We start from the raw sequence: 21,008 nt of genomic DNA, 5'->3' as shown, positions 1-21,008 counted from the left end.
AGGTTCCTTCCTCCTTTTTTGATTTTGTCTAAAATAGACAAAATGGCTCTTGCTTATTTTACTAGAGATTTCTGTGTTTGTCTTACTTTCTAGCAAATCCTAAAAAAAAATTAACGGCAGTAGTATAAACGAAAAGCGAATAAATGCTAGATTTCCACCTTTTTTGCTAGATTTTGACTCAGGGTATGAGAAAAATAAGCCGAAATTCCACAAAAATTTGAGAATCAAATTTCGGAAATTTCGGCTTATGCAATTGGTTGTTCGAACTGCTTTCGCTAGTTATTATTTATTTCTAAAAAAAACTAGCTTTTATAGATTTTGTTCTTCACGGATACGTGATTCTAATTCTTGTTGTTCACGATCTTTTTGTGCTTTGCGTTCTTCGTCTTCCATTCTTAAACGTTCACGTTTTAATTCAGGATGTGGATCATTGATCACATTTCCTGCTTCGATTTCTTCTAGTGCTTGACCCACACTTTTTACAGATTCAAAAGAATCCATTGTTGGTTGTGCTTGAGCATCTAATTCGTGTGCACGTTTGCTTGCCAAAATAACTAGAGAATATTTTGAATTGACACGATCTAATAATGAGTCGATTGAAGGTTTTAACATCATAAGACTACATCTCCTTTAACATTTTTCTATATTTACCGATAACACGTTCGACGCGAAAGTGTTCGCTTGCAATAATATCTTTGATTCGTTCTACTGCGAGGGGCACTTCATCATTTACCACAGCGTAGTCATAAAGAGCCATCATTTCGATTTCTGCTCTTGCGACTTTCATTCGTTCTTCGATTACTTCATCCGCATCTGTTCCACGACCTACGATTCGCGATTTCAATTCTGCTAAATCGGGCGGTGTTAAGAAAATAAAGACACCATCAGGTACTTTATCTTTGACCTGTTGGGCACCTTGGACTTCGATTTCTAAGAATACATCTTTTCCCTCATCCAATGTTTGATTCACATAAGACAGTGGTGTTCCATAATAATTTCCCACATATTCCGCATACTCTAACATTTCGCCTGCTTCGATCATTGCTTCAAATTCTTCTCTGGTTCTAAAGTAATAATCGACTCCTTCAACTTCTCCTGCACGCATCTTACGTGTAGTCATTGAAATCGAATATTGGAAATCATTATCCTCACTCTCAAAAATTGCTTTTCGCACTGTGCCTTTTCCTACACCAGATGGTCCAGACAATACGATTAATAATCCACGCTCTGCCATGACGACGTCCTTTCAACTAGTCTTTTTATACTAACGTTTATTTTGCACTTTTTTTCTACAACTTTCAAGGGTATCTTTCATTATAGCAAAAAAAAGCACCGTTTGCATGAGAAACCGCTAATGGACTACTTCATGATTCACTGGATCTTTCAGGTGCTTTTAACCTTATTTTCTATCTTTCAATTATCATTCGTGCCTTCTTTTCTCTATTTTTCCATAGAAAGAAGAATAAAAAAAACGAGAGTGAGACAAAAATAAGAAACACTTTTGTCTCCATCTCTCAATTATTAAATGATCTCGTATTTCTAGAATCCCATGTTCGATAGTGTATTCACTACGCCCATGATCTCATCTTTTCTGGACAGTGCTTTTTCCGTTGGATCTGAGACTTCTTCCGCATCGATCCGAACGATAAATTTCCGATTCATCGTCACATAAGTACCGTCATTCACTAAAAGTTGTAATTCATTTTCGGTTACTTTACTGCAGGCATCTTCCCAAGCAGCAAAACCTTCCTTTTCGGATGGGATGTTTCTCTTGATAATCGTTTTCCCACTTAATTCGTGGAATGTAATGTCGTAATATTTCATTTTTGTATTCCCCTTTACTATTCGATGTTTTGGATCTGCTCACGTATTTTTTCTAGTGTTGTCTTTAATTGAACCACTTGCGTCTTGATTTCGATCGCATTTGATTTCGAACCGATGGTATTGACTTCACGATTCATTTCTTGGATCAAGAAGTCTAACTCTCTTCCAACCGGATATGTTGCCGCAACTAAACTATCGAGCTTTTGGATGTGGATCACTAAGCGATCGAGTTCTTCATGGATATCGCCTCGTTCCAATAAGATGGCTAGTTCTGTCAATAATCTTTGCTCATCAACAACTGTTCCGAGAAACTCTTCCAATTTCTTTTGATATTTTTCTTGGTATTCCTGTTCATACAATGAGAAAAAGCGAGTCAGATTTGCAAGTGTCTGTTTGAACTCTTCACTATTTTGTTGCAATACACTAGTAAGTGCCAGTCCTTCCGATTGACGACTTTTTTCGATCTCAGCAAGCGCCTCTGTTGCCGTAGCAATAACCAACTCAGAAAGTTCATTCAGGTCATCTTCTGTTTTTTCTTCCACCATTACAAAATCTTCGTTCATTGCCAATCTTTCGATCAGCCGACCGATTTCCAGATGGGCCTGATCGCCGTACCGTTGCTCAAATCCGCCTTTAAGTTTTGAAACAAGTTCATCAATCAAGTCCCAGTCAATAAAAAGCTGCTTTTGGTTTTTCCCTACATAGGAAAGGTTGATAAAAACCTCTACTCGGCCGCGACTTAGATATTGTTTGATCAATTGTCGAATATCATTTTCAATAAAATTCAATACTTTTGGGCTACGTATCTGAATGTCTAAAAAACGTTGATTTACACTTTTGATTTCTATTTCGATTTGGTATTTCTTCGTTTCACGGACGGCTTTGCCAAAACCAGTCATACTTTTCATTCGACAGGGTCCCTTCCATTACATATTTTCGATAGCTTTTTGGAGCGCTTCAAATTCTTCGTTTGTCAGTGTTAGTCCCTTACCCATCTTTTCATGGTCTGGTGCCCAATCGCGTAGATCAAATTTTGGTGGACGTCCGTTCCAACTAACCAGATTCAATTCTTTGCGCCATCCTTTGTTGTTTTCTGATAAAACAGCGATCTCTTCTATGATTTCATAGGAAAATTCTTGTGCCATTGTTGTTCCTCCTTAAGATAATATAAATACAAGATCAATAATGTGTCAATTGGTTGTGCGTCAAGTGAAGATTGCAGCTTAGCGTTTTCTTTATTTCTTATCAGTCGAAAAAGTGTGGCTTGCTTTGCTTGTTCAACCTTTTGTTTTTTTTGATATACCTGAAATTTTTGCCACTCTTCCGCATTCAATTGTCCGATGGATCGGAGGCTGTCCTTTGTCAGTATGTTTTCTTTACAGATCCGCCCCACCATTTCATTAAAATGATACACTTTATTCGGTAAAACAACTCTTTTTTTTGCTAGTAGTTCGAGCATTGCCAGTCCGCATGTCTCAATGACCACCCTGTCTTTATATAACTTACGCAAATCGCGCCAAAATTTTGGGTCCGACCAAAAGGATAGATCGATTTGCACGTCTTTCATCAAATAGTTCAAAAATTTACGCCAACTACCTTCTGCCTCTTTGGCGGTAAAGAATGTATACCATTTTCCTTGGAAATCACCTAAAACTTTCTTTGTTTCTAAGTAACCTAACTGGATATTCATCTGATTCCTCTGACTATCAAAGATCAAAAAGCCACCTAAGGACCATAATGAGCCACATTCCCATTGGACGAAACCAGGTGGTGGTGTGATTTTTTTAGTTATACCGGGACCATTGATATCAACCACAAAGCACTCCGTCGCCCCATGCTGGATGGCAACATCTACCGGTAAATTATTTCGATACCCGCCATCGATATATTTTGATCCACTGATTTTCCGATAAGCCATGGCAGGATAAAAGGCAGCGGAAGCAAGTATCCAATCTGCTATTTCTTCCGCAGATAATTGCTGGATTGGTGTGACAACTTCCGTAAAATCAGGTAATCTTGTCGCTACTGTAAATAATCGAAGCTTCGATGTGGCTAATATTTTCTGTGGTTCAAGCATTCGCCGTAATAAATTTTCTAACGGTGCGATCGAGGTACCGCCCTCTACAATTGCCGACCTAGCCATCTGTCTCGTTTCTTGAATAAATCTTTTTCTAAGATCGTTTTCTTCTGTTCTTTTTGGAAATTCCATCACTTGGCTCGTGGTCAGTTTTTTCCATAATGAAATGGCTTGGTCCAGATCATTTTGTAAAATCAATACACCATTCAGTGCCCCGACCGAAGTACCGGTAATGATTTCAAATGCAAGATTCTTTTCCTTCAATGCTTTCCATACACCAATTTGGTAGGCTCCATGTGCCCCGCCGCCGCCCAATACTAACCCACTGCAATAATTCAGCTTTTTTTGCCAAACGTGTTGACCCGTTTGGTGAGCAGTCATTTCATATTGGTGCAAGAGTAGTCGCTCGTGCCATTCAGAAGATAGTGGTTCTTCAAATCGTAATTCACAACTCTTTTTGAAGAAGTACCGTCCACAGCTTTCCAGTTGCATGAAGAAAGAACACCAATCAGTAGGGATTTTTTCTGCTAGAAGATTGCAAATGATCATTCGTGTATCCGTGAACTCCACTACAAAATAAACTGTTTGGTTTTCAACAGTATATCTCCAAGCCTGTCGTTTTTTTGTACTCTGCCAAAACATTTGCCGACTTTCTTGATGGGTAGGGTAAAATGGCACTACTTGTAGCGAACGTTGCAGTGATCGAGAGAGCCATTTCCTCTCTGAACTATACACCCGTTGAATATTCATTTTCTTCTCCTTTTCCGGTAATTATAACAAGCGGCACACATAAACTAGTTAGAGAATTTGTTTTTTATTTTTAGTATACTATTTTTTTGAGAAATACTAAAATGAATTAGTTGTTGCAAAAATATCAGTATATATGGCTTTTCAAAGGATTTATTAAGTAATCCAAAAAATGGTATGGCTTTCAGATAACAAGCGGTTTTGTAATGGAATTTTAAAATAAAAGAAACAAGCTTTTTTATGATAAATGTTGTAAAATAAAAGAGATAAAGGCTAAGAGGAGGAGCATGATGACTGAGTCAGTTTATGTACATATCGATACGACAAGCAATGCAGTTTTAACAAAAGGACTGACGATCAGTGATTTTTCAAACGGCATCGTGCATTTTCCACAAAATTTGTTATTGTTGGACCCTTCAACGACCGCTGGTGAGTACGAGTCACATACCGGTCTGAAAGTTATCCGTGGTACAGAAAATATCCAGCAATTTTTTGCCTCTGTACGTAATAGAAATCGTTCTGGCGATTTAAAATGGATCGACTTCGGTGATCTAACGATGTTAAAAGAACTAACACCCTTAGAAATTTCTGAGTTGCTTTACTTTGGACACATGAAAACACATCTTCATTCTCCATTTTTTTATAAGTTACAAAATAATTTTGTTTATTTCGATTTAAATGATCAATTAGGACGTATTTATTATCGCTATTTAGACGAATTTTATCGGATTTTCGCAAATAAATTAAGCACGATCTTATTTGAAAAAATCAACGAGAAAAAATCCTTTTTCCGTCGTGATATCCCTGTTGAGAACATCAGTGTCGATCTATTAAAAGATATGCGTAATTTAATGCAGGAAGGCATCATCTTTTCATTTGAACAAGGTGGATTGGTCAACGATGAATATCGTATTCCTATTTATGTGATCGAAGATTATATTTGGAAATTAAAAGGAACACGCTACCGTGAAGAAGAAGCAATCGGGACTTTAGTTTACCAAGCCGCTGATCGGCATTGGAAACTTGAAGGTGAAGCAGTTGATTTTACTGCGAATACATTGATTTAAAACGGGCAAGACAGACGTTTCCATTTTTTCAGTAAAAGCATTAGATCAGGGGAAACATTTCTTTTGTCCACTCCAAAAACAAACGGGACATCTTTTAAGAACCCTATTCAAACAAAAACACCCACTTCTGAGAATAGATATCTCTATTTTCAGAAATGGGCTTTTTTATTTATTACTGTTCCTGATCGTACTTCATATTTTTCAGAAACTATTTCTTTGTCTTTGGCTGTGGCCTAGGAATAATGCCGGCATCGTTCGTTCAATCCCAATTAAAACGACGATAGTGACTACTCCTGTCGCAAGACCACTTGCCCCATTCATGACGAAAGAAAAAATCCATGGATTCATTCCCCATAATGCATAACTTCCCCAAAAAACAACACCTGCGATGAAGTGCCAAAAATATCTTGCCCCCACACCAACAATTGTTCCTAATACAATAGTGGTGGTCATTCCCCGAGTATTTCCTTCTATAACATTTTTTTGCATTCTCTTGGAAAAGATGCCAGCAAATCCTGCGAAAGTAAATGCGATCGGATATTCGATCAGAACTTGGATAACACTAAGATAGTAAACTTGTCCGGTCGGAAAATGGAGAATCCCCCAAATAAATCCCGAGAGTAAACCGGCTTTCCAACCTCGTCTTAGTGCAAACAACGTGAGTGGTATCTGACCTAGTGAAATTGAAAAACTACTACCTATTTGCAATGGGATCAATGATAGAACCAGTGCTAAAGCAGCCACGATCGTTCCTTCAATCCAAACGCTGTACTTCTTTTCCATAAAAAAACTTCCTCCTTTTTAGTATAAAAACCACAAAGGAGGAAGTAATTTCAAAATCATTACTCCAGCAGATACTTCAAGATGAGTATCTACTACTCGTCACAATTCCTACGTTCGCATGACCGAAACAGGTACGAAGGGTTTAGAAATAACATTCAATCTCAGCCCAGACAGGCTCCCCTTTGTGATTCTATTTAATTTTCAGATATCCCTTATTTTTTTGTTTCAAATAAAGGACTAACTGGTTTGTTTTCATGGATACGTTTGATCGCATCACCCATCAAACCACCAACACTCACTTCATCGATCTTATCGATTTTACGATCTTCTGGAAGGTAGATGGAATCTGTTACAACTAAACGTTCGATTGCTGAATCTTCAATCCGTTGTAACGCTGGACCAGATAACACTGGATGTGTACATGAAGCATATACACTGACTGCTCCAGCTTCTTTTAATGCATTTGCGGCTAAAGTGATAGTTCCCGCAGTATCGATCATATCATCGATCAAGACACATGTTTTTCCTTCTACTTGTCCGATGATGTTCATTACTTCTGCCACATTTGCTTTTGGACGGCGTTTGTCAATGATTGCAATCGGTGCTTTTAGAAACTCGGCTAATTTACGCGCACGAGTTACACCACCATGGTCTGGTGAAACAACGACTACATCGTCCCCTTTAATGCCTTTTTCTAAGAAATAATTTGCGATCAATGGTGCACCCATTAAGTGATCGACAGGAATATCAAAGAATCCTTGGATTTGGACAGCATGTAAATCAAGGGTCAACATTCTTGTTGCTCCAGCTTTTTGGATCATATTTGCAACCAATTTTGCAGTGATCGGTTCTCTCGCACGTGCTTTACGGTCTTGGCGAGCATAACCATAATAAGGCATCACAACGTTGATCGTTTTGGCACTCGCACGTTTCAATGCATCGATCATAATCAATAATTCCATCAAGTTATCATTTACTGGACTACTTGTTGATTGGATGACATACACATGTGAACCACGAATACTTTCTTCGATATTCACTTGGATTTCTCCATCACTAAATTGAGTAACAGATGATTTACCCAATTCGACACCGACGGCCGCAGCGATTTTTTCTGCTAATGGGCGATTTGAATTTAACGCAAAAATTTTTAATCTTGGGTCAAAGTAATGTTTTGACATGGGGACCTCCACTTTCTTTTTCACAACTCTAGAATTCTACCTACTAAATACTAGTCATATTTTCAGAATAAATCAAGGGTTTTTGCAAAAGTATTAATTTAAATAAGGGAGTTTTTTAGCATATCCTTCTTTATTGACTTGTCTTGCACGCGCAATTGCCATCGCATATTCTGGGATATCATCAGTAATTGTTGATCCGGCAGCAATAGACGAATTTTTTGCCACTTCGACTGGCGCGATGATATTTGCGTTTGAACCAATGAAACTATGGTCGCCAATCGTTGTATGGTGCTTGTTTTTGCCATCATAATTTACAAATACTACGCCACAACCAACATTGATTTCTTCACCTAATGTCGCATCACCCACATAAGTCAGATGGCCGACTTTGGTATTTTTACCAATTTGCGCATTTTTCACTTCGACAAAATTCCCGATATGTGCGCCTTCACCAATTTCCGCTTTCGGACGAAGGTGCGCAAATGGACCGACATCAGCATGACGTTTTACAAGACTGCTTTCAATCACAGAGTTTTCAACGACTACGTGGTCTTCGATCGTGCTGTCAACGATGCGTGAATGCGCACCAATGAAGCAATCATTCCCGATCACCGTGTTGCCTTGAAGTTGTACGCCCGCTTCTATTATAGTATCTGCACCGATCACTACACCAGCATCAATGTATGTCGTTGCAGGGTCAACAAAACTAACTCCATTGACCATATGCATTTTGTTGATTCGTTGGCGCATCAATTCATTGGCTTTAGCTAATGCAATTCGGTCATTGACCCCCATTGATTCATCAAAATCGTCTGTTTGGTAAGCAGCTACCGTATTGCCTTCCTCTTTGAGGATCTCGATAATATCTGTTAGATAATATTCGCCTTGTGCATTGTCCGTACCTACTTTACTTAGTGCGTCAAACAGTGCACGATTATCGAAGCAGTAGGTTCCCGTATTGATTTCTTGGACTAATGCCTCTTCTGGAGTAGTATCTTTTTGTTCCACGATTTTTTCAACAATCCCGATATGATCTCGGATGATCCGTCCATAACCAGTAGGATCATCTGCTTGTGCTGTCAAAATCGTTGCACTTGCGTTTTTTCCTTGGTGGTATTCAAAAAGATTATTCAATGTTTCAGTGGTCAATAACGGTGTATCTCCACTGATGACCAAAGTTGTTCCTTCTTTTCCTTCTAAATAAGAAGCGGCTTGTAACACAGCATGACCAGTTCCTAATTGTTCTGCTTGTAAAGCGTACTCGCTTCTTTCACCTAATTGTTCTTTCACTTGGTCTGCACCGTGACCTACGATGGTGATGATTTGATCAGGGTTCGTTTCACTTACCCGATTGATGATATGCTCAACCATTGGCTTTCCTGAAACTGGATGTAAAACTTTATATAATTTTGACTTCATACGTGTACCTTTTCCCGCAGCCAAAATAATTGCATAACGTGCGTCCAATTGCGTCACTCCTAATTGTATATATTATGGTTTTAAGTTTAGCCCACTATTCCTATTTTTTCAACCAAACCATCTATAATTATAACCTAGACCATTTGACAATAGCCTAGCTGAAATCCTTCCTGACAACCATCAGAAAAAAGAAGGTGAGATAAAAGTAAAATCACTTTTATCTCACCTTCTTGATCAGAATAAACGGTGGGATCAGAAGTAACCTCTTCGAAAAAATAAGCCGAAATACGCAAAAATTTTGAAAACAATTTCTGTGAATTCCTTCTTCTTTCTTGTGACCCGGCCTCTTTATTGTAGTCACTTGTGGACTAAAACGATCGTATATTTTTTCTTATTCTGAAAAATAATTTCCTGGCACGACTGTAATATTCTTCGTCTTAGTGTCAACATCTTTGACATAGAGAAGTGAGGTGTAATCATCGATTGCTCGATGTCCATTGAATTTTGATTCAGCAAAGACTGTGATCCCGACAAGCTCTGATTCGAATTCTTCGATCAAGCTCTTCATCCCATTCACTGTTCCTCCGCCTTTCATGAAATCGTCAACGACTAGCACACGTGAACCTCTCTTAAGACTTCTTTTTGAAAGTTCCATTTTTTCGATTCTTTCAGATGAACCAGAAACATAATTGACACTGACAGTCGATCCTTCAGTGATTTTTGAATCACGACGAACGATGACAAACGGTGCGTTCAAATAATAAGAAACGGCTTGTGCAATCGGCACGCCTTTCGTTGCTACGGTCATCACTGCATCGATTTTTTCACCTAAATATTTTGAAGCAATGATTTTACCCACTTGGCGCAATAATTCGGGTTCACCTAATAAATCAGATAAATAAACATAACCGCCAGGCAATAAACGATCTTGTTCTGACAAACGTTCAGCTAGTGACTCAACATATTTTTTGGCTTCTTCATAAGAGATTTCTGGTATGAACAACACACCTCCAGCTGCTCCTGGGATGGTTTCTAATATACCATAGCCTCTTTCTCTGAATGTCTTCTTAATGATTGCTAGATCTTCACTGATCGATGATTTAGCAGATTCGTAACGTTCGGCAAAACTTGTTAACGAAATTAATTCGTGTGGATGTTCTAATAAATACTGAGTCATATCAACAAGTCGTTCACTGCGACGTACTTTCACATATTCCAGCTCCTTTTTCAAAAAATTTTATCGTTTTACATTATATAAGTTTTTACTCAAAAATTCGAGCATTTTATAAAAAAATAAGAAAATAGTTCGGTATTTATCTAAAAAAAAGAAAAGACGATGAAAATTTTTCGTTTTCATTGCCTTTTCTTTTTAATATTTATCTACTTTTACGTTTAAATGCTACAAGCAATCGTTTGATCAAATTCACCAGCAGGAATAAAACGATAAAGACTAAAGTGATTGTCGCTCCTGGGGGGGTGTCTAAATAAAACGAACTGGTTAGACCTGAAAGCATCCCGATAAACCCAACAAGGATACTGATTGCGATGACTACATTAAAACTTTTACCTAATCGCATTCCGATTGCTGCTGGCAATACCATGATTGCAGAGATCAACAGCGCCCCCGCAATCGGGATCATCACGGCGATTGCAACACCTGTAATCACATTGAACATCATGGACATCCAGTGGACAGGCAATCCGTCGACATGGGCAGTGTCTTCGTCAAATGTCAAAACGTACATTGGGCGTTTGAATAAGAAAAATAATATTCCGATAGCCACGAACAGTATCCCTAAGAAAATGACCTGTTCCCATGTGATGGTTACGATCGAACCAAATAAGTAGGACTGGATACTCGTCGCTGAGTTTCCACCACTGAGATTCATCAGTACCAATGCAAGAGCCAAGCCCCCTGCCATGAGTATCGCGATCGATATCTCTGAATAAGTGCGGTAGATCGTACGCAAGTATTCCAAAATGACAGCTGCTAAAACAACAACAAGCATCGTAGTCATCGTTGGATTGATGTTCAAAAAGAATCCTAATGCCACCCCAGCTAATGATACATGGGAAAGCGTATCAGCCATTAGCGATTGTCTTCTTATCACTAGGAATACCCCCAACATAGGTGCGATCCCAGCAATAAAGATAGCCGCTAAAAAGGCTCTTCTCATGAATTCATATGAAAGCAACGCCATGGAGAATCCTCCTTTCTTACCAAACGGATCTGACGATCAGCATACTGTTTGATATCTTCATGATCGTGCGTAATCATCAGAACAGATTTTCCATGATCATGCGCACTATGGCGAAGCAAACGATAAAATTCATTCCGAGACTCTTCATCCATCCCTGTTGTCGGCTCATCTAAAATGAACAAATCAGGATCTGTCGCAAAGATCCGAGCCAAACTGATCCGCTGTTTTTGGCCACCAGATAATTCGCCGATACGCCGATGACGCATGTCCCACATCCCTACTGATTCCAACGCTCTTTTGACATGTTGATGGTCTTTTTCAGAAAGACGTTTGAACCAGCGACCTCTTGGATAGCGGCCAGACCTCACTAATTCAATTACCGTACTAGGAAATCCAGCATTAAAAGAAGCAACCTGCTGGGGAATATAGCCAACACTTAATTTTTTTCCTTCTTGATTCTTTTCGGCGATCTTTATCGTTCCTTTTGATGGCTTCAACAACCCCAAAGACGCTTTGATCAGCGTTGATTTTGCTGCACCATTTTCTCCTGTTAAAATGACAAATTCACCGGCATCGACGTAGTAAGAAACATCTTCTAACACTGGCTCATCATCATAGTAAAAAGTTAAATCGGATATTTCGATATAATGCACGCGAAATACCTCCGTTCTTATTTTATACTTTCTTTCAATGCATCTAGATTCTTTTCCATCACAGAAATATAGTTTTCTCCCGCTTTGATTTGCTCATTCGTCAAGCTTTCTAGCGGATTCAATACCTCTAATTTCACACCTGTTTCACTAGATAACGTTTCTGCAACTTTAGAAGAAGCATTTTCTTCAAAGTAGATCACTTTGATATTTTCTTTCTTCACAAAATCTTTCAGTTCAGCTAAACGGCTTGGTGTAGGTTCTTGATCTGGCGAAACGCCTGAGATCGCTGCTTGTGTCAGACCATATTGGTTTGCTAAGTAAGCAAACGCAGCATGTTGTGTGACGAATGTGCGATTCGCAGCACCTTTTAGTTCATCATTGTATTTTTGATCCAATGTTTCTAATTTCTTGATATATGCAGCTGCATTCTTATCAAATGTTTCTTTTTTATCTGGGTACTTTTTCCCTAGGTCAGAAGCAATCGTTTGTACTTCTTTGATTGCTAAAACGGGATCTAGCCAAACATGCGGATCATATTCATGAGAATGACTATCTGAGGTTTCCCCTTCATGCTCATGTTCTTCTTCCTTCGTGTCTAAGCGATCGATTCCTTTTGCTGCCTCGATCATCAATGTTTTATCTGTATCAACAGAATCTTTTAATGAATCAACAAAAAATTCCATATCTGAACTGTTATAGACAAAAACATCTGCATCAGAAATCTCTGCCTGCTCCTTTGCACTCGGTTCAAAATCGTGTGGTTCAGTCCCTGCTGGTATCAACAATTTCACGTTTCCTTCATCACCCACTACTTCTTTAGTAAAATCGTACATTGGGTAAAAAGTAGTGACAACTGTCAATTCATCTTTTTTCGAAGTATCTTGAGCTGTATTTCCACAAGCAGCTAGTAACAATAATCCAGTTGCCAAGGCAACACCTAAAAGATATTTTTTCATTATATTCCCCTTTCATAAAAAGCAAATCGGAAAATTACGATTTGTCGACGGAACTTAATTTATCAGAATAAAAAAACTGAGTCAATAGAAATACTCCAATTTCTGATTTAGCAGTCAAATTTGTTTTCAAAACGGAAAATAAATGATGCTACATTCATATCAAATGGTTCAGAGAAACGTTTTACGTCGTTTTTTCCTTGAACACAAAAAAAGTGGAAGTGGAACACCCATCTGTTCCAACTTCCCAAAACAAAATGATTCATACCCATTCAATAACCAAACTGCCCATAAAAAGAGTCTGCATTGAAGAAAAGAAATTATTAATGCGAAGCAAATATGAACCTCACATTCCATCTACATCCCACCGAATAAACAGCCTCTCTTATTCAATTGCTTATTCTAAACGCCTTTTCGTACACATCACTCTTGATCATAATGTACGAACTAAATACACTTCATCACAAAAACCTTTTAAGCCATTATAAACTCTTTGAGCCCGTGAATAATGTTGACACAACGCAAAAACAGTTGGACCACTACCGCTCATCAAAGCTGCATCAGCACCATATTTCAACATTCGTTCTTTGATTTGATGAATGATTGGATGTCGTCTGCCTGTGACGTCTTCCAAGCTGTTGCCCATCTTAGCAATCATCTTTTGATAATCTTGCTGTTGGATAGCTTCTACTAATCCCTCAATATCTTGATGATTGAGTTGTTGCGCATCCACCTCTTTGAAGACCGTTCGCGTTGAAACGCTCATTCTTGGTTTAACTAACACGACCCAACATGGTGGCATAGGGGATAAAACGTTTATTTTTTCTCCTTTACCACTAACAAAAGAAGTGCTCCCATAAACACAATATGGAACATCTGTCCCAACTTCAAGCCCGATACTCGCCAACTCTTCCAAAGAGCAGCCTAAATCCCAAAGTTTGTTGATGCCTCTTAAAGCTGCTGCACAATCAGTACTCCCACCACCAAGTCCTGCTGCAACTGGGATATTCTTTTTAACAAAAATCTTGACGCCTTTATTTACATGATACTTATTTTTCAACAACAAAGCAGCTTGATATACATTATTACGCTGGTCTACTGGTAAAAACGCTTTGTTTGTTTCCACGATGATCTTATCTTCTGGTATTTCTTCAAAGAACAAATGATCTGCCAAATCAACACTCGACATGACCATCTCCAGTTCATGGTAACCATCAGGGCGCTTATACAACACATCCAAACCTAAGTTTATCTTAGCTGGTGCTTTCTCAATCAGTTCCATCCCTCTCACCCGTTCAAAAAGTCTAAGTCGCAAGTATTCTATCACAGGGAAAAATAAAAGTATAGCTTCCCCCAATGCGTTCACGGACTTGCATGATCGCTTTTATTCAATAATAAAGAAAAAAACTGGAATAGCTTTTTGTCTTCTTATCCCAGTTCTTTTTCTTGCTCTATAATTCTGTGAGTACTTCTTCGGCAAAATTTGGTGTTTTTTCTTTTCCTTTACCGATAAGGATAAACAATTGCATAGTGGCAAACACAAAACTACTTCCTTTCATGTAGGCAAAATAACGTCCTTCCCATCTGGTTACGTAACGCAATTTTTCTTCATACGCAGATTGAAAGGAATAAAAGAAATTCCCGTAATTATAGACAATGTGCATGACTTTTTCTTGTACAAAAGAAAAATCTGTTTCGCCCACCTTTGCAAGAGGTGCCAATCCTAGATTTGCTTCCAAATATCCTTTTTCTTGATAGACCACAAAGAGATTCGCCAATAAATAATCCGCCAGTTCAACAGGCTCATCTGGTAACGTCCGCAACAAATCATAACCCGCTTGCTCGTTTGTTATTGGTTGTGCTGTGATGAAACCGACGATCTTCTGCTCTTTGCGTACGATTCCTACCCCGCTGGATAAAAGATAGGCAGTATCAAATCGTCCCACTGAATAATGTTTTTCTCGTGCTCCCTGTAACCACTCTTTAGAAACTTCACTTACTGCTAAAAGCAACTCTTCTGGCAACTGGTCATACCATGTAAAATGATATCCCTCGTTATTCAGTTTTTGGTATTCCAATTGTTGGTTGATCCAAGGAACTTCCTCAGCTGTTAGATCAGCAATCCCTGCTTCACCAACTTTTGTAAAATGAAAACCAACTTCATGGAGAGTCACGACATATTTTTCGGATACTTTATAAAACGCTAATTGATACCCTAAACAATCGGCTTTTTTCATAAATTCTGCTGTTGCTTCACGTACCCTCTCAGGATTCCCGATTGGATCACCTAATATAAAACATTTGTTTCCTTTGATTTGAAACCCAAAGACGACTTGGTCTTCATGATGTTTTTGGTAATAAAAATAAGTGTAGCCAGGAAATCGCAAATAGTGACTTGCTGCTGTCCCGCCATAACGCGTCAAAAGCTTTTCCAATCGCTCGATTTGCAAGCTTTCTCCTAATTTCTTCGGCGTAGTTGCTAAATACTGGTATAAAGCGACTAGTGCCAACAAAGAGATACCTAGACCAATCAATCCAGAAAACCAAACATCATCAGACGGAAACAGGATAAAGTGATTTGCCGTCAACCGCCCTACCCAGAAACTGCCACTGTGATAGCCGGCAATCGCATAAACGATAAACAAAAAACCAAATAGACAAGCATCAAAAACGATAGCTCCCCAAGAATAGACAAATTTTTGGCGATAAAATTCTTTTCTGGATAACCAGACAACTAACAAGATCAAGAGATATACTACAATCAATTGCCACGACAATGTTCGTGTCACCGTATTGATAATACCAAAAACAAGTAACACGATCGTTGGTAAAAATGCCTTCTTCACTTTCATCGCTAATGCCCGTGCCAATCCTAATAATAAGAATCCAACTAACAGATTCAGCATCTGATCTAAAAAGTTAAATGAAAATGGCAATAAAAATTGGAATAGCCGACTAATCGTTGAAAGATTCGTGATCGTGGACAATAAAACCATCATGATACCCGCAAAATAAACAGCACTTACTAAGACAAAATGCGCCAGTTTTTGAAACACCAGTCGCGGGATATTATCTAAGAAACGGTTTACTTTGACCCCGGTTTGTGTAAGGAACAATAAGAGCCCTGTTGCAAAAGGGATCACATAATAAAATAAGCGATAATAAAGTAACCATACTACAGCAATATCCTGTCGCACAGATAACTGACTCATCCCTAGGATCATCAGCACATCGAAGGTTCCCATACCACCAGGGACCATTGTCAACATACCGATCAACGTCGCGATGATAAACATTGGATAGATAGAAAAAAGGGAGATGTCGACCTTCATCAGTCTACCAATCAGCAAGAACACGAACAGCGCGCCTGTCCATTGTCCAAAAGAGGCAATCAACAAACCCAACAAGCCTTTAGGATAAAATTCCGCAAACAGCGTTTTTCTTTTTAAATAGGCAAAGAAAAAAATAGCTGGTGCCACAAAACTTCCGCCCAATAACCAGATCCAGTATCCTCTAAAAATAGTTGATTCTTGAAGAACAAACACATCAAAAAAAGTAATAAAGGACCAGATAGATAACCCTGTCAGCATGAATAAGGCTACTTTAGAAACCGTTGCAAGTACCCTCTTCCGATTTGTATCTTTCCCATAAAAACTAGCTCTAAGACTAGCACCAACAATCCCGCCAAAACCAGCTAGATTATTGATCGTATTCGTAATAAAAGCAGCCAAGAAAAAATCCTGTCGCTTCATTTTGGGCTTTCCTTGCTTTTCAAGTACACGAATCGTCACCCAATCATACAGCAGCATTGGAAGAACCCCGATCAACCCTATAAGGATCATTAACGCAAGGGTGAAATGATTTTGTTGTCCCATCGTTTGCCAAATATCTTGCCAACTCATGCCATGCGCAATATTAGCTACTTGATTTGCTACAAATACCAGAACTGATCCAAAAAAAATCAATTTCAAAACCAGACTGTGATCTTTGATCCATTGAAGCATCAAGTGTCGTTTATTTTTCACATTTTACCCTTCCTAACTCGATTACTTTCGTTCTATGAATTAATGTTAGCCTATTTATCCTATTTTTTCCACTTTTGTATAGGAATCTCTCTTCTATTTCTAAACATAATTTTCATGATTCTTTACTTGCCCTTCATCCAAAAGAAAGATATGCTAAAAATAAAGGAGAGGATATCATGAAAATCGGGTTTATCGGAACAGGAAACATGGCTCAAGCAATCATCAATGGATTGCTCGAAAAAGGGACTGTTGCAAAAGAAGACATCTTCGTTTCTAGTGGTCATTACGAAAATGCCAAACGCTTTGCTGATAAAATTGGCGTGACTGCTTGTAAAAGCAATCAAGAAGTCGCAGAACAAGTCGAAACGATTCTTTTAGCTGTCAAACCTAAGATCATCGACCAAGTACTGAAAGATTTGCGAAGTTATAGTAAAAAACGTTTATTCATTTCGATTGCCTCAGGAAAAGCGATCAGCGATTTAACAGAATCATTAAATAACCCTGATGCTAAAATCATCCGGGTCATGCCAAATGTCAACGTTAGCGTTGGTGCTGGGGTTTCAGCAATTTGTAAAAGCCGAACTGTAACAGATAGCGAGTTGAAACAGGCAACTGATATTTTCGAAGCAATTGGTAGTGTCTATCAATTAGCGGAAGATGATTTCAGTACATTTATCGGACTAGCTGGAAGTTCTCCTGCCTTTATCTATATGCTGATCGATGCTATGGGACGTGCGGGAGTACTAAATGGCTTACCGAAAAAAATGGCAACAGAAATCGCAGCTAAAGCAATTATGGGTTCTTGCCAAAAATTTCTCGCTAGCGATGAGAATCCTTGGGAACTAGTTGACCAAGTATCCTCACCAGGTGGAACAACGGTTGCTGGTGTAGTTGCTTTGGAAGAAGCCGGATTTATCCCTGCCATCATCAAAGGCATCAATACAACGATCGAAAAAGACCTTGAAATGTTAGATAAATAAAAAAACGATGCAAGCATCAACTTGCATCGCTTTTTTATTTTGCATAATCTGTTGCCCGTGTTTCACGGATGACGATTACTTTGATATGTCCCGGATAATCTAGTTCATCTTCAATTCGTTTTCTGATATCACGAACCAAACGAACAGCATCTAGATCAGAAATTTCATCCGGTTTGACCATTACCCGAACTTCACGTCCTGCTTGGACAGCAAAGCTTGATTCAACTCCTGCAAAACTATTGGAGATGTTTTCTAGGCTTCTCAAACGACGGATATAGTTTTCTAGTGATTCACTACGTGCTCCTGGACGAGCGGCTGACAAGGCATCCGCTGCAGCTACTAATACAGAGATGACTGATGTTGCTTCAACGTCGCCATGATGTGATGCAATCGCATTGATCACTACTGGATTTTCTTTGTATTTCGCTGCTAATTCAGCACCGATCTCAACGTGTGATCCTTCAATTTCGTGATCCAAGGCTTTACCAATATCATGAAGCAAGCCCGCACGTTTCGCTAATTGGATATCTTCGCCGAGTTCAGCAGCTAAGATACCAGATAGTTTTGCTACTTCAACAGAATGTTTCAATACATTCTGTCCATAACTTGTTCGGAAATGTAGACGTCCCATGATCTTGATCAGATCAGGATGCAACGTATGCGCTCCAACTTCAAATGCGGCTTCTTCTCCGTATTCACGGATTCGTTCATCCATTTCTTTACGCGATTTTTCGACCATTTCTTCAATGCGTGCTGGATGGATTCGGCCATCTTGAATCAGTTTTTCCAAGGTCATTCGTGCGATTTCGCGACGGATCGGATCAAAGCCAGAAAGTACAACTGCTTCTGGGGTATCGTCGATGATCAAATCGATTCCTGTCAATGTTTCCAGTGTTCGAATGTTTCGACCTTCACGACCAATGATTCGGCCCTTCATCTCATCGTTTGGTAAGGTGACAACAGATACTGTCGTTTCAGATACTTGGTCTGCTGCACAGCGTTGGATTGCTAATGACAAAAGATTTTTCGCTTTACGATCAGCTTCTTCTTTTGCTCGCTGTTCAGATTCTTTTACCATTAGAGTTAATTCATGATTCAACTCTTCTTCGGTTGACTTCATGATGACTTCTTTTGCATCTTCTTTCGATAAACCAGCAATTTTTTCTAATTCTTTTTGTTGATCTTCAACCAATTTTTCAACGTCTTTTTCTCGCTCTTCAATTAATTGCTGTTTTGAACTAAGTGCTTCTTCTTTACTTTCAAGTGAGTTCTCACGTTTTTCCAACGAGTCATCTTTTCGATTCAATGTTTGTTCGCGTTGAATCAATCGATTTTCTTGAGATTTTAATTCTAATTTGCTTTCTCTCAGCTCACTTTCAACTTCAGAACGATATTTCTGATTTTCTTCCTTAGCTTCTAACAATGCTTCTTTTTTTAGAGTTTCTGCTTCTTTCTTTGCACTATCGATAATTCCAGCTGCTGATGATTGTGCACCAGCAATTTCTTTCTCGTGACGTGACTTCGCAACCATAAACCCTAAACCAAGACCGACAATTAAACCGATGATAGCGAGGAGAATGTTGAATACCATAAAATCCACCTCCATACTATCTTTTTCATTTTTATCATCTGTACAACTTCTATGATAAAGTATTCTAAACTTGTCAATATGCTTCTCGCATATGTGTACAAAAATGTACACAAGTTTATTCTAATGTTTGTACCCCACAGTGTCAACTTTAAATACGTAAGGAAACGGTTTACAGTTTTTTCGTTAAAGGGACGTTTTACATATAATTATAGTGTTTTTATAAATCTTGTCATCAAAAATATCCAGAATAAGGAACGTTAAAAAAATATTCGGCTTGCACTCATCGCTACGCGAAAATTAGTGGTTTAAAGATAAAAAAACAGGCAAACAAGTCATCTACTCGTTTACCTGTTGTTTCTTGATTCAATTATTCTTCTAATGGTAGTTCTGCCTGTGCTTCTTCTGGTACTTCGACTTCTTCGCCGATACCATAAGCCGCACGTACCAATGCAGAAACTTCTGCCATCATTTCTGGATGATTTGCCATATAGATCTTTGCATTTTCGCGTCCTTGCCCGATACGGTCTTCTTTATAAGAGTACCAAGCTCCGCTCTTATCAACGATGTCTTTTTCAACAGCCATATCCAGTAGTTCTCCTTCTTGAGAAATACCTTGACCGTACATGACATCCACTTCAGCGATTTTGAACGGTGGCGCAACTTTATTTTTAACAACTTTGATCTTTGTACGGTTACCAACAATATCTGTTCCTTGTTTTAATTGTTCCGCACGACGGACTTCTAAACGGATCGTTGCGTAGAATTTCAACGCACGTCCCCCTGGTGTGATTTCAGGATTACCAAACATCACGCCGACTTTTTCACGGATCTGGTTGATAAAGATCGCGATCGTTTTTGTTTTATTGATCGATCCTGACAATTTACGTAATGCTTGAGACATTAGACGAGCTTGTAACCCTACGTGAGAATCACCCATTTCGCCATCAATTTCTGCACGAGGAACTAGAGCTGCTACAGAATCGACAACAACGATGTCAACCGCACCACTTGATACTAAAGCATCAGCGATTTCTAATCCCTGTTCACCAGTATCAGGTTGAGAAAGAAGTAATTCATCGATATTTACGCCTAATTTTTGGGCATATTGTGGATCTAAGGCATGTTCAGCATCAATAAACGCTGCTGTGCCACCATTTCTTTGTACTTCAGCAATTGCATGTAAGGCAACTGTGGTCTTACCTGAACTTTCTGGTCCATAGACTTCAACGATTCGGCCTCGAGGATAGCCACCAACTCCCAATGCAACATCTAGTGCAAGTGAACCACTTGGGATGGTAGAAATCTGTTGGTCGATCTTTTCGCCTAACTTCATGATCGAACCCTTACCATAGTTCTTTTCAATTTTTTTCAACGCAGCTTCTAACGCTGCTTTACGATCATCTGCCAATACGATAATCCTCCTTATTTTCACAAATCAGTGCAACATTCATTAAGCTAATCATATCGTTTTTATTATCAAAAAGCAAGCAAAAACCGAACAAATATT

General features: G+C 38.8%; 19 protein-coding genes and 1 riboswitch. Of the genes, 2 read left to right on the top strand and 17 right to left on the bottom strand.

Annotated features, from left to right (window positions below):
* Positions 1-309 precede the first annotated feature (309 nt).
* The 6 genes from rpoZ to FGQ66_RS09535 form a co-directional block, all read right to left on the bottom strand.
* The gene (gene rpoZ / locus FGQ66_RS09560) at positions 310-615 is read right to left on the bottom strand and encodes a DNA-directed RNA polymerase subunit omega (RefSeq protein ID WP_113846349.1); all 306 of its coding nucleotides are present in this window, start codon (positions 613-615) and stop codon (positions 310-312) included.
* A 4-nt stretch (positions 616-619) separates the two neighbouring features.
* Entirely contained in the window at positions 620-1,234 is a 615-nt protein-coding gene (gmk, locus tag FGQ66_RS09555; RefSeq protein WP_005875142.1) for a guanylate kinase, read from the bottom strand.
* 305 nt (positions 1,235-1,539) lie between these two features.
* The gene (locus FGQ66_RS09550) at positions 1,540-1,824 is read right to left on the bottom strand and encodes a hypothetical protein (RefSeq protein WP_005875141.1); all 285 of its coding nucleotides are present in this window, start codon (positions 1,822-1,824) and stop codon (positions 1,540-1,542) included.
* Positions 1,825-1,841: 17 nt separating this feature from the next.
* Complete coding sequence (locus tag FGQ66_RS09545; RefSeq protein ID WP_138302274.1) at positions 1,842-2,732, bottom strand: YicC/YloC family endoribonuclease; 891 nt, start codon at positions 2,730-2,732, stop codon at positions 1,842-1,844.
* 18 nt (positions 2,733-2,750) lie between these two features.
* A complete protein-coding gene (locus tag FGQ66_RS09540; protein WP_016177758.1) occupies positions 2,751-2,969 on the bottom strand; it encodes a YdbC family protein in 219 nt (72 codons plus the stop codon).
* On the bottom strand, positions 2,939-4,651 hold the full coding sequence (locus tag FGQ66_RS09535) for a patatin-like phospholipase family protein (protein WP_138302273.1): 1,713 nt from the start codon (positions 4,649-4,651) through the stop codon (positions 2,939-2,941). Before FGQ66_RS09535 ends, FGQ66_RS09540 begins: the two co-directional genes overlap by 31 nt.
* Positions 4,652-4,938: 287 nt before the next feature.
* Here FGQ66_RS09535 and FGQ66_RS09530 point away from each other — a divergent pair, with 287 nt between their 5' ends.
* Positions 4,939-5,715, top strand: coding sequence for a hypothetical protein (locus FGQ66_RS09530; RefSeq protein WP_138302272.1), 777 nt, complete (start codon positions 4,939-4,941; stop codon positions 5,713-5,715).
* 201 nt (positions 5,716-5,916) lie between these two features.
* On the opposite strand, the gene thiT is transcribed toward FGQ66_RS09530, so the two are convergent.
* The 9 genes from thiT to mprF all read right to left on the bottom strand — a co-directional run bounded on the left by thiT (position 5,917) and on the right by mprF (position 16,930).
* Positions 5,917-6,498 (bottom strand): energy-coupled thiamine transporter ThiT, encoded by a 582-nt coding sequence (gene thiT, locus FGQ66_RS09525; protein ID WP_138302271.1) that lies wholly within the window; start codon positions 6,496-6,498, stop codon positions 5,917-5,919.
* Between the two features lie 88 nt (positions 6,499-6,586).
* Positions 6,587-6,690: riboswitch (TPP riboswitch) on the bottom strand.
* A gap of 20 nt (positions 6,691-6,710) precedes the next feature.
* On the bottom strand, positions 6,711-7,679 hold the full coding sequence (locus FGQ66_RS09520) for a ribose-phosphate diphosphokinase (RefSeq protein WP_005875136.1): 969 nt from the start codon (positions 7,677-7,679) through the stop codon (positions 6,711-6,713).
* Between the two features lie 93 nt (positions 7,680-7,772).
* Positions 7,773-9,146, bottom strand: coding sequence for a bifunctional UDP-N-acetylglucosamine diphosphorylase/glucosamine-1-phosphate N-acetyltransferase GlmU (gene glmU / locus FGQ66_RS09515; RefSeq protein WP_005875134.1), 1,374 nt, complete (start codon positions 9,144-9,146; stop codon positions 7,773-7,775).
* A 343-nt stretch (positions 9,147-9,489) separates the two neighbouring features.
* On the bottom strand, positions 9,490-10,308 hold the full coding sequence (gene purR / locus FGQ66_RS09510; protein ID WP_005875132.1) for a pur operon repressor: 819 nt from the start codon (positions 10,306-10,308) through the stop codon (positions 9,490-9,492).
* A gap of 166 nt (positions 10,309-10,474) precedes the next feature.
* Positions 10,475-11,299, bottom strand: a complete 825-nt coding sequence (locus FGQ66_RS09505) for a metal ABC transporter permease (RefSeq protein WP_005875130.1) — start codon at positions 11,297-11,299, stop codon at positions 10,475-10,477.
* Entirely contained in the window at positions 11,272-11,952 is a 681-nt protein-coding gene (locus FGQ66_RS09500) for a metal ABC transporter ATP-binding protein (protein ID WP_081135010.1), read from the bottom strand. Before FGQ66_RS09500 ends, FGQ66_RS09505 begins: the two co-directional genes overlap by 28 nt.
* A 17-nt stretch (positions 11,953-11,969) precedes the next feature.
* Positions 11,970-12,908, bottom strand: a complete 939-nt coding sequence (locus FGQ66_RS09495; RefSeq protein WP_081135007.1) for a metal ABC transporter substrate-binding protein — start codon at positions 12,906-12,908, stop codon at positions 11,970-11,972.
* 430 nt (positions 12,909-13,338) lie between these two features.
* Positions 13,339-14,187, bottom strand: coding sequence for a 4-(cytidine 5'-diphospho)-2-C-methyl-D-erythritol kinase (gene ispE / locus FGQ66_RS09490; protein WP_005875124.1), 849 nt, complete (start codon positions 14,185-14,187; stop codon positions 13,339-13,341).
* A gap of 169 nt (positions 14,188-14,356) precedes the next feature.
* Positions 14,357-16,930: a bifunctional lysylphosphatidylglycerol flippase/synthetase MprF gene (gene mprF / locus FGQ66_RS09485; RefSeq protein WP_138302270.1), complete on the bottom strand. Its 2,574-nt coding sequence runs from the start codon at positions 16,928-16,930 to the stop codon at positions 14,357-14,359.
* A gap of 176 nt (positions 16,931-17,106) precedes the next feature.
* Here mprF and proC point away from each other — a divergent pair, with 176 nt between their 5' ends.
* Positions 17,107-17,910, top strand: a complete 804-nt coding sequence (gene proC / locus FGQ66_RS09480; RefSeq protein ID WP_081135001.1) for a pyrroline-5-carboxylate reductase — start codon at positions 17,107-17,109, stop codon at positions 17,908-17,910.
* Positions 17,911-17,944: 34 nt separating this feature from the next.
* Here proC and rny read toward each other — a convergent pair whose 3' ends face one another.
* Positions 17,945-19,501: a ribonuclease Y gene (gene rny, locus FGQ66_RS09475; protein WP_005875117.1), complete on the bottom strand. Its 1,557-nt coding sequence runs from the start codon at positions 19,499-19,501 to the stop codon at positions 17,945-17,947.
* A gap of 367 nt (positions 19,502-19,868) precedes the next feature.
* Positions 19,869-20,909 (bottom strand): recombinase RecA, encoded by a 1,041-nt coding sequence (recA, locus tag FGQ66_RS09470; protein ID WP_005875116.1) that lies wholly within the window; start codon positions 20,907-20,909, stop codon positions 19,869-19,871.
* Between the last annotated feature and the right edge of the window lie 99 nt (positions 20,910-21,008).

Origin of the sequence: Enterococcus sp. BSD2780061688st2 D3 (genome assembly GCF_005844145.1) — a bacterium.
GTDB lineage: Bacteria > Bacillota > Bacilli > Lactobacillales > Enterococcaceae > Enterococcus_B > Enterococcus_B durans.
The sequence above is the reverse complement of the archived record's forward strand: the minus strand, read 5'-3'. Positions and strand labels throughout refer to the sequence as shown.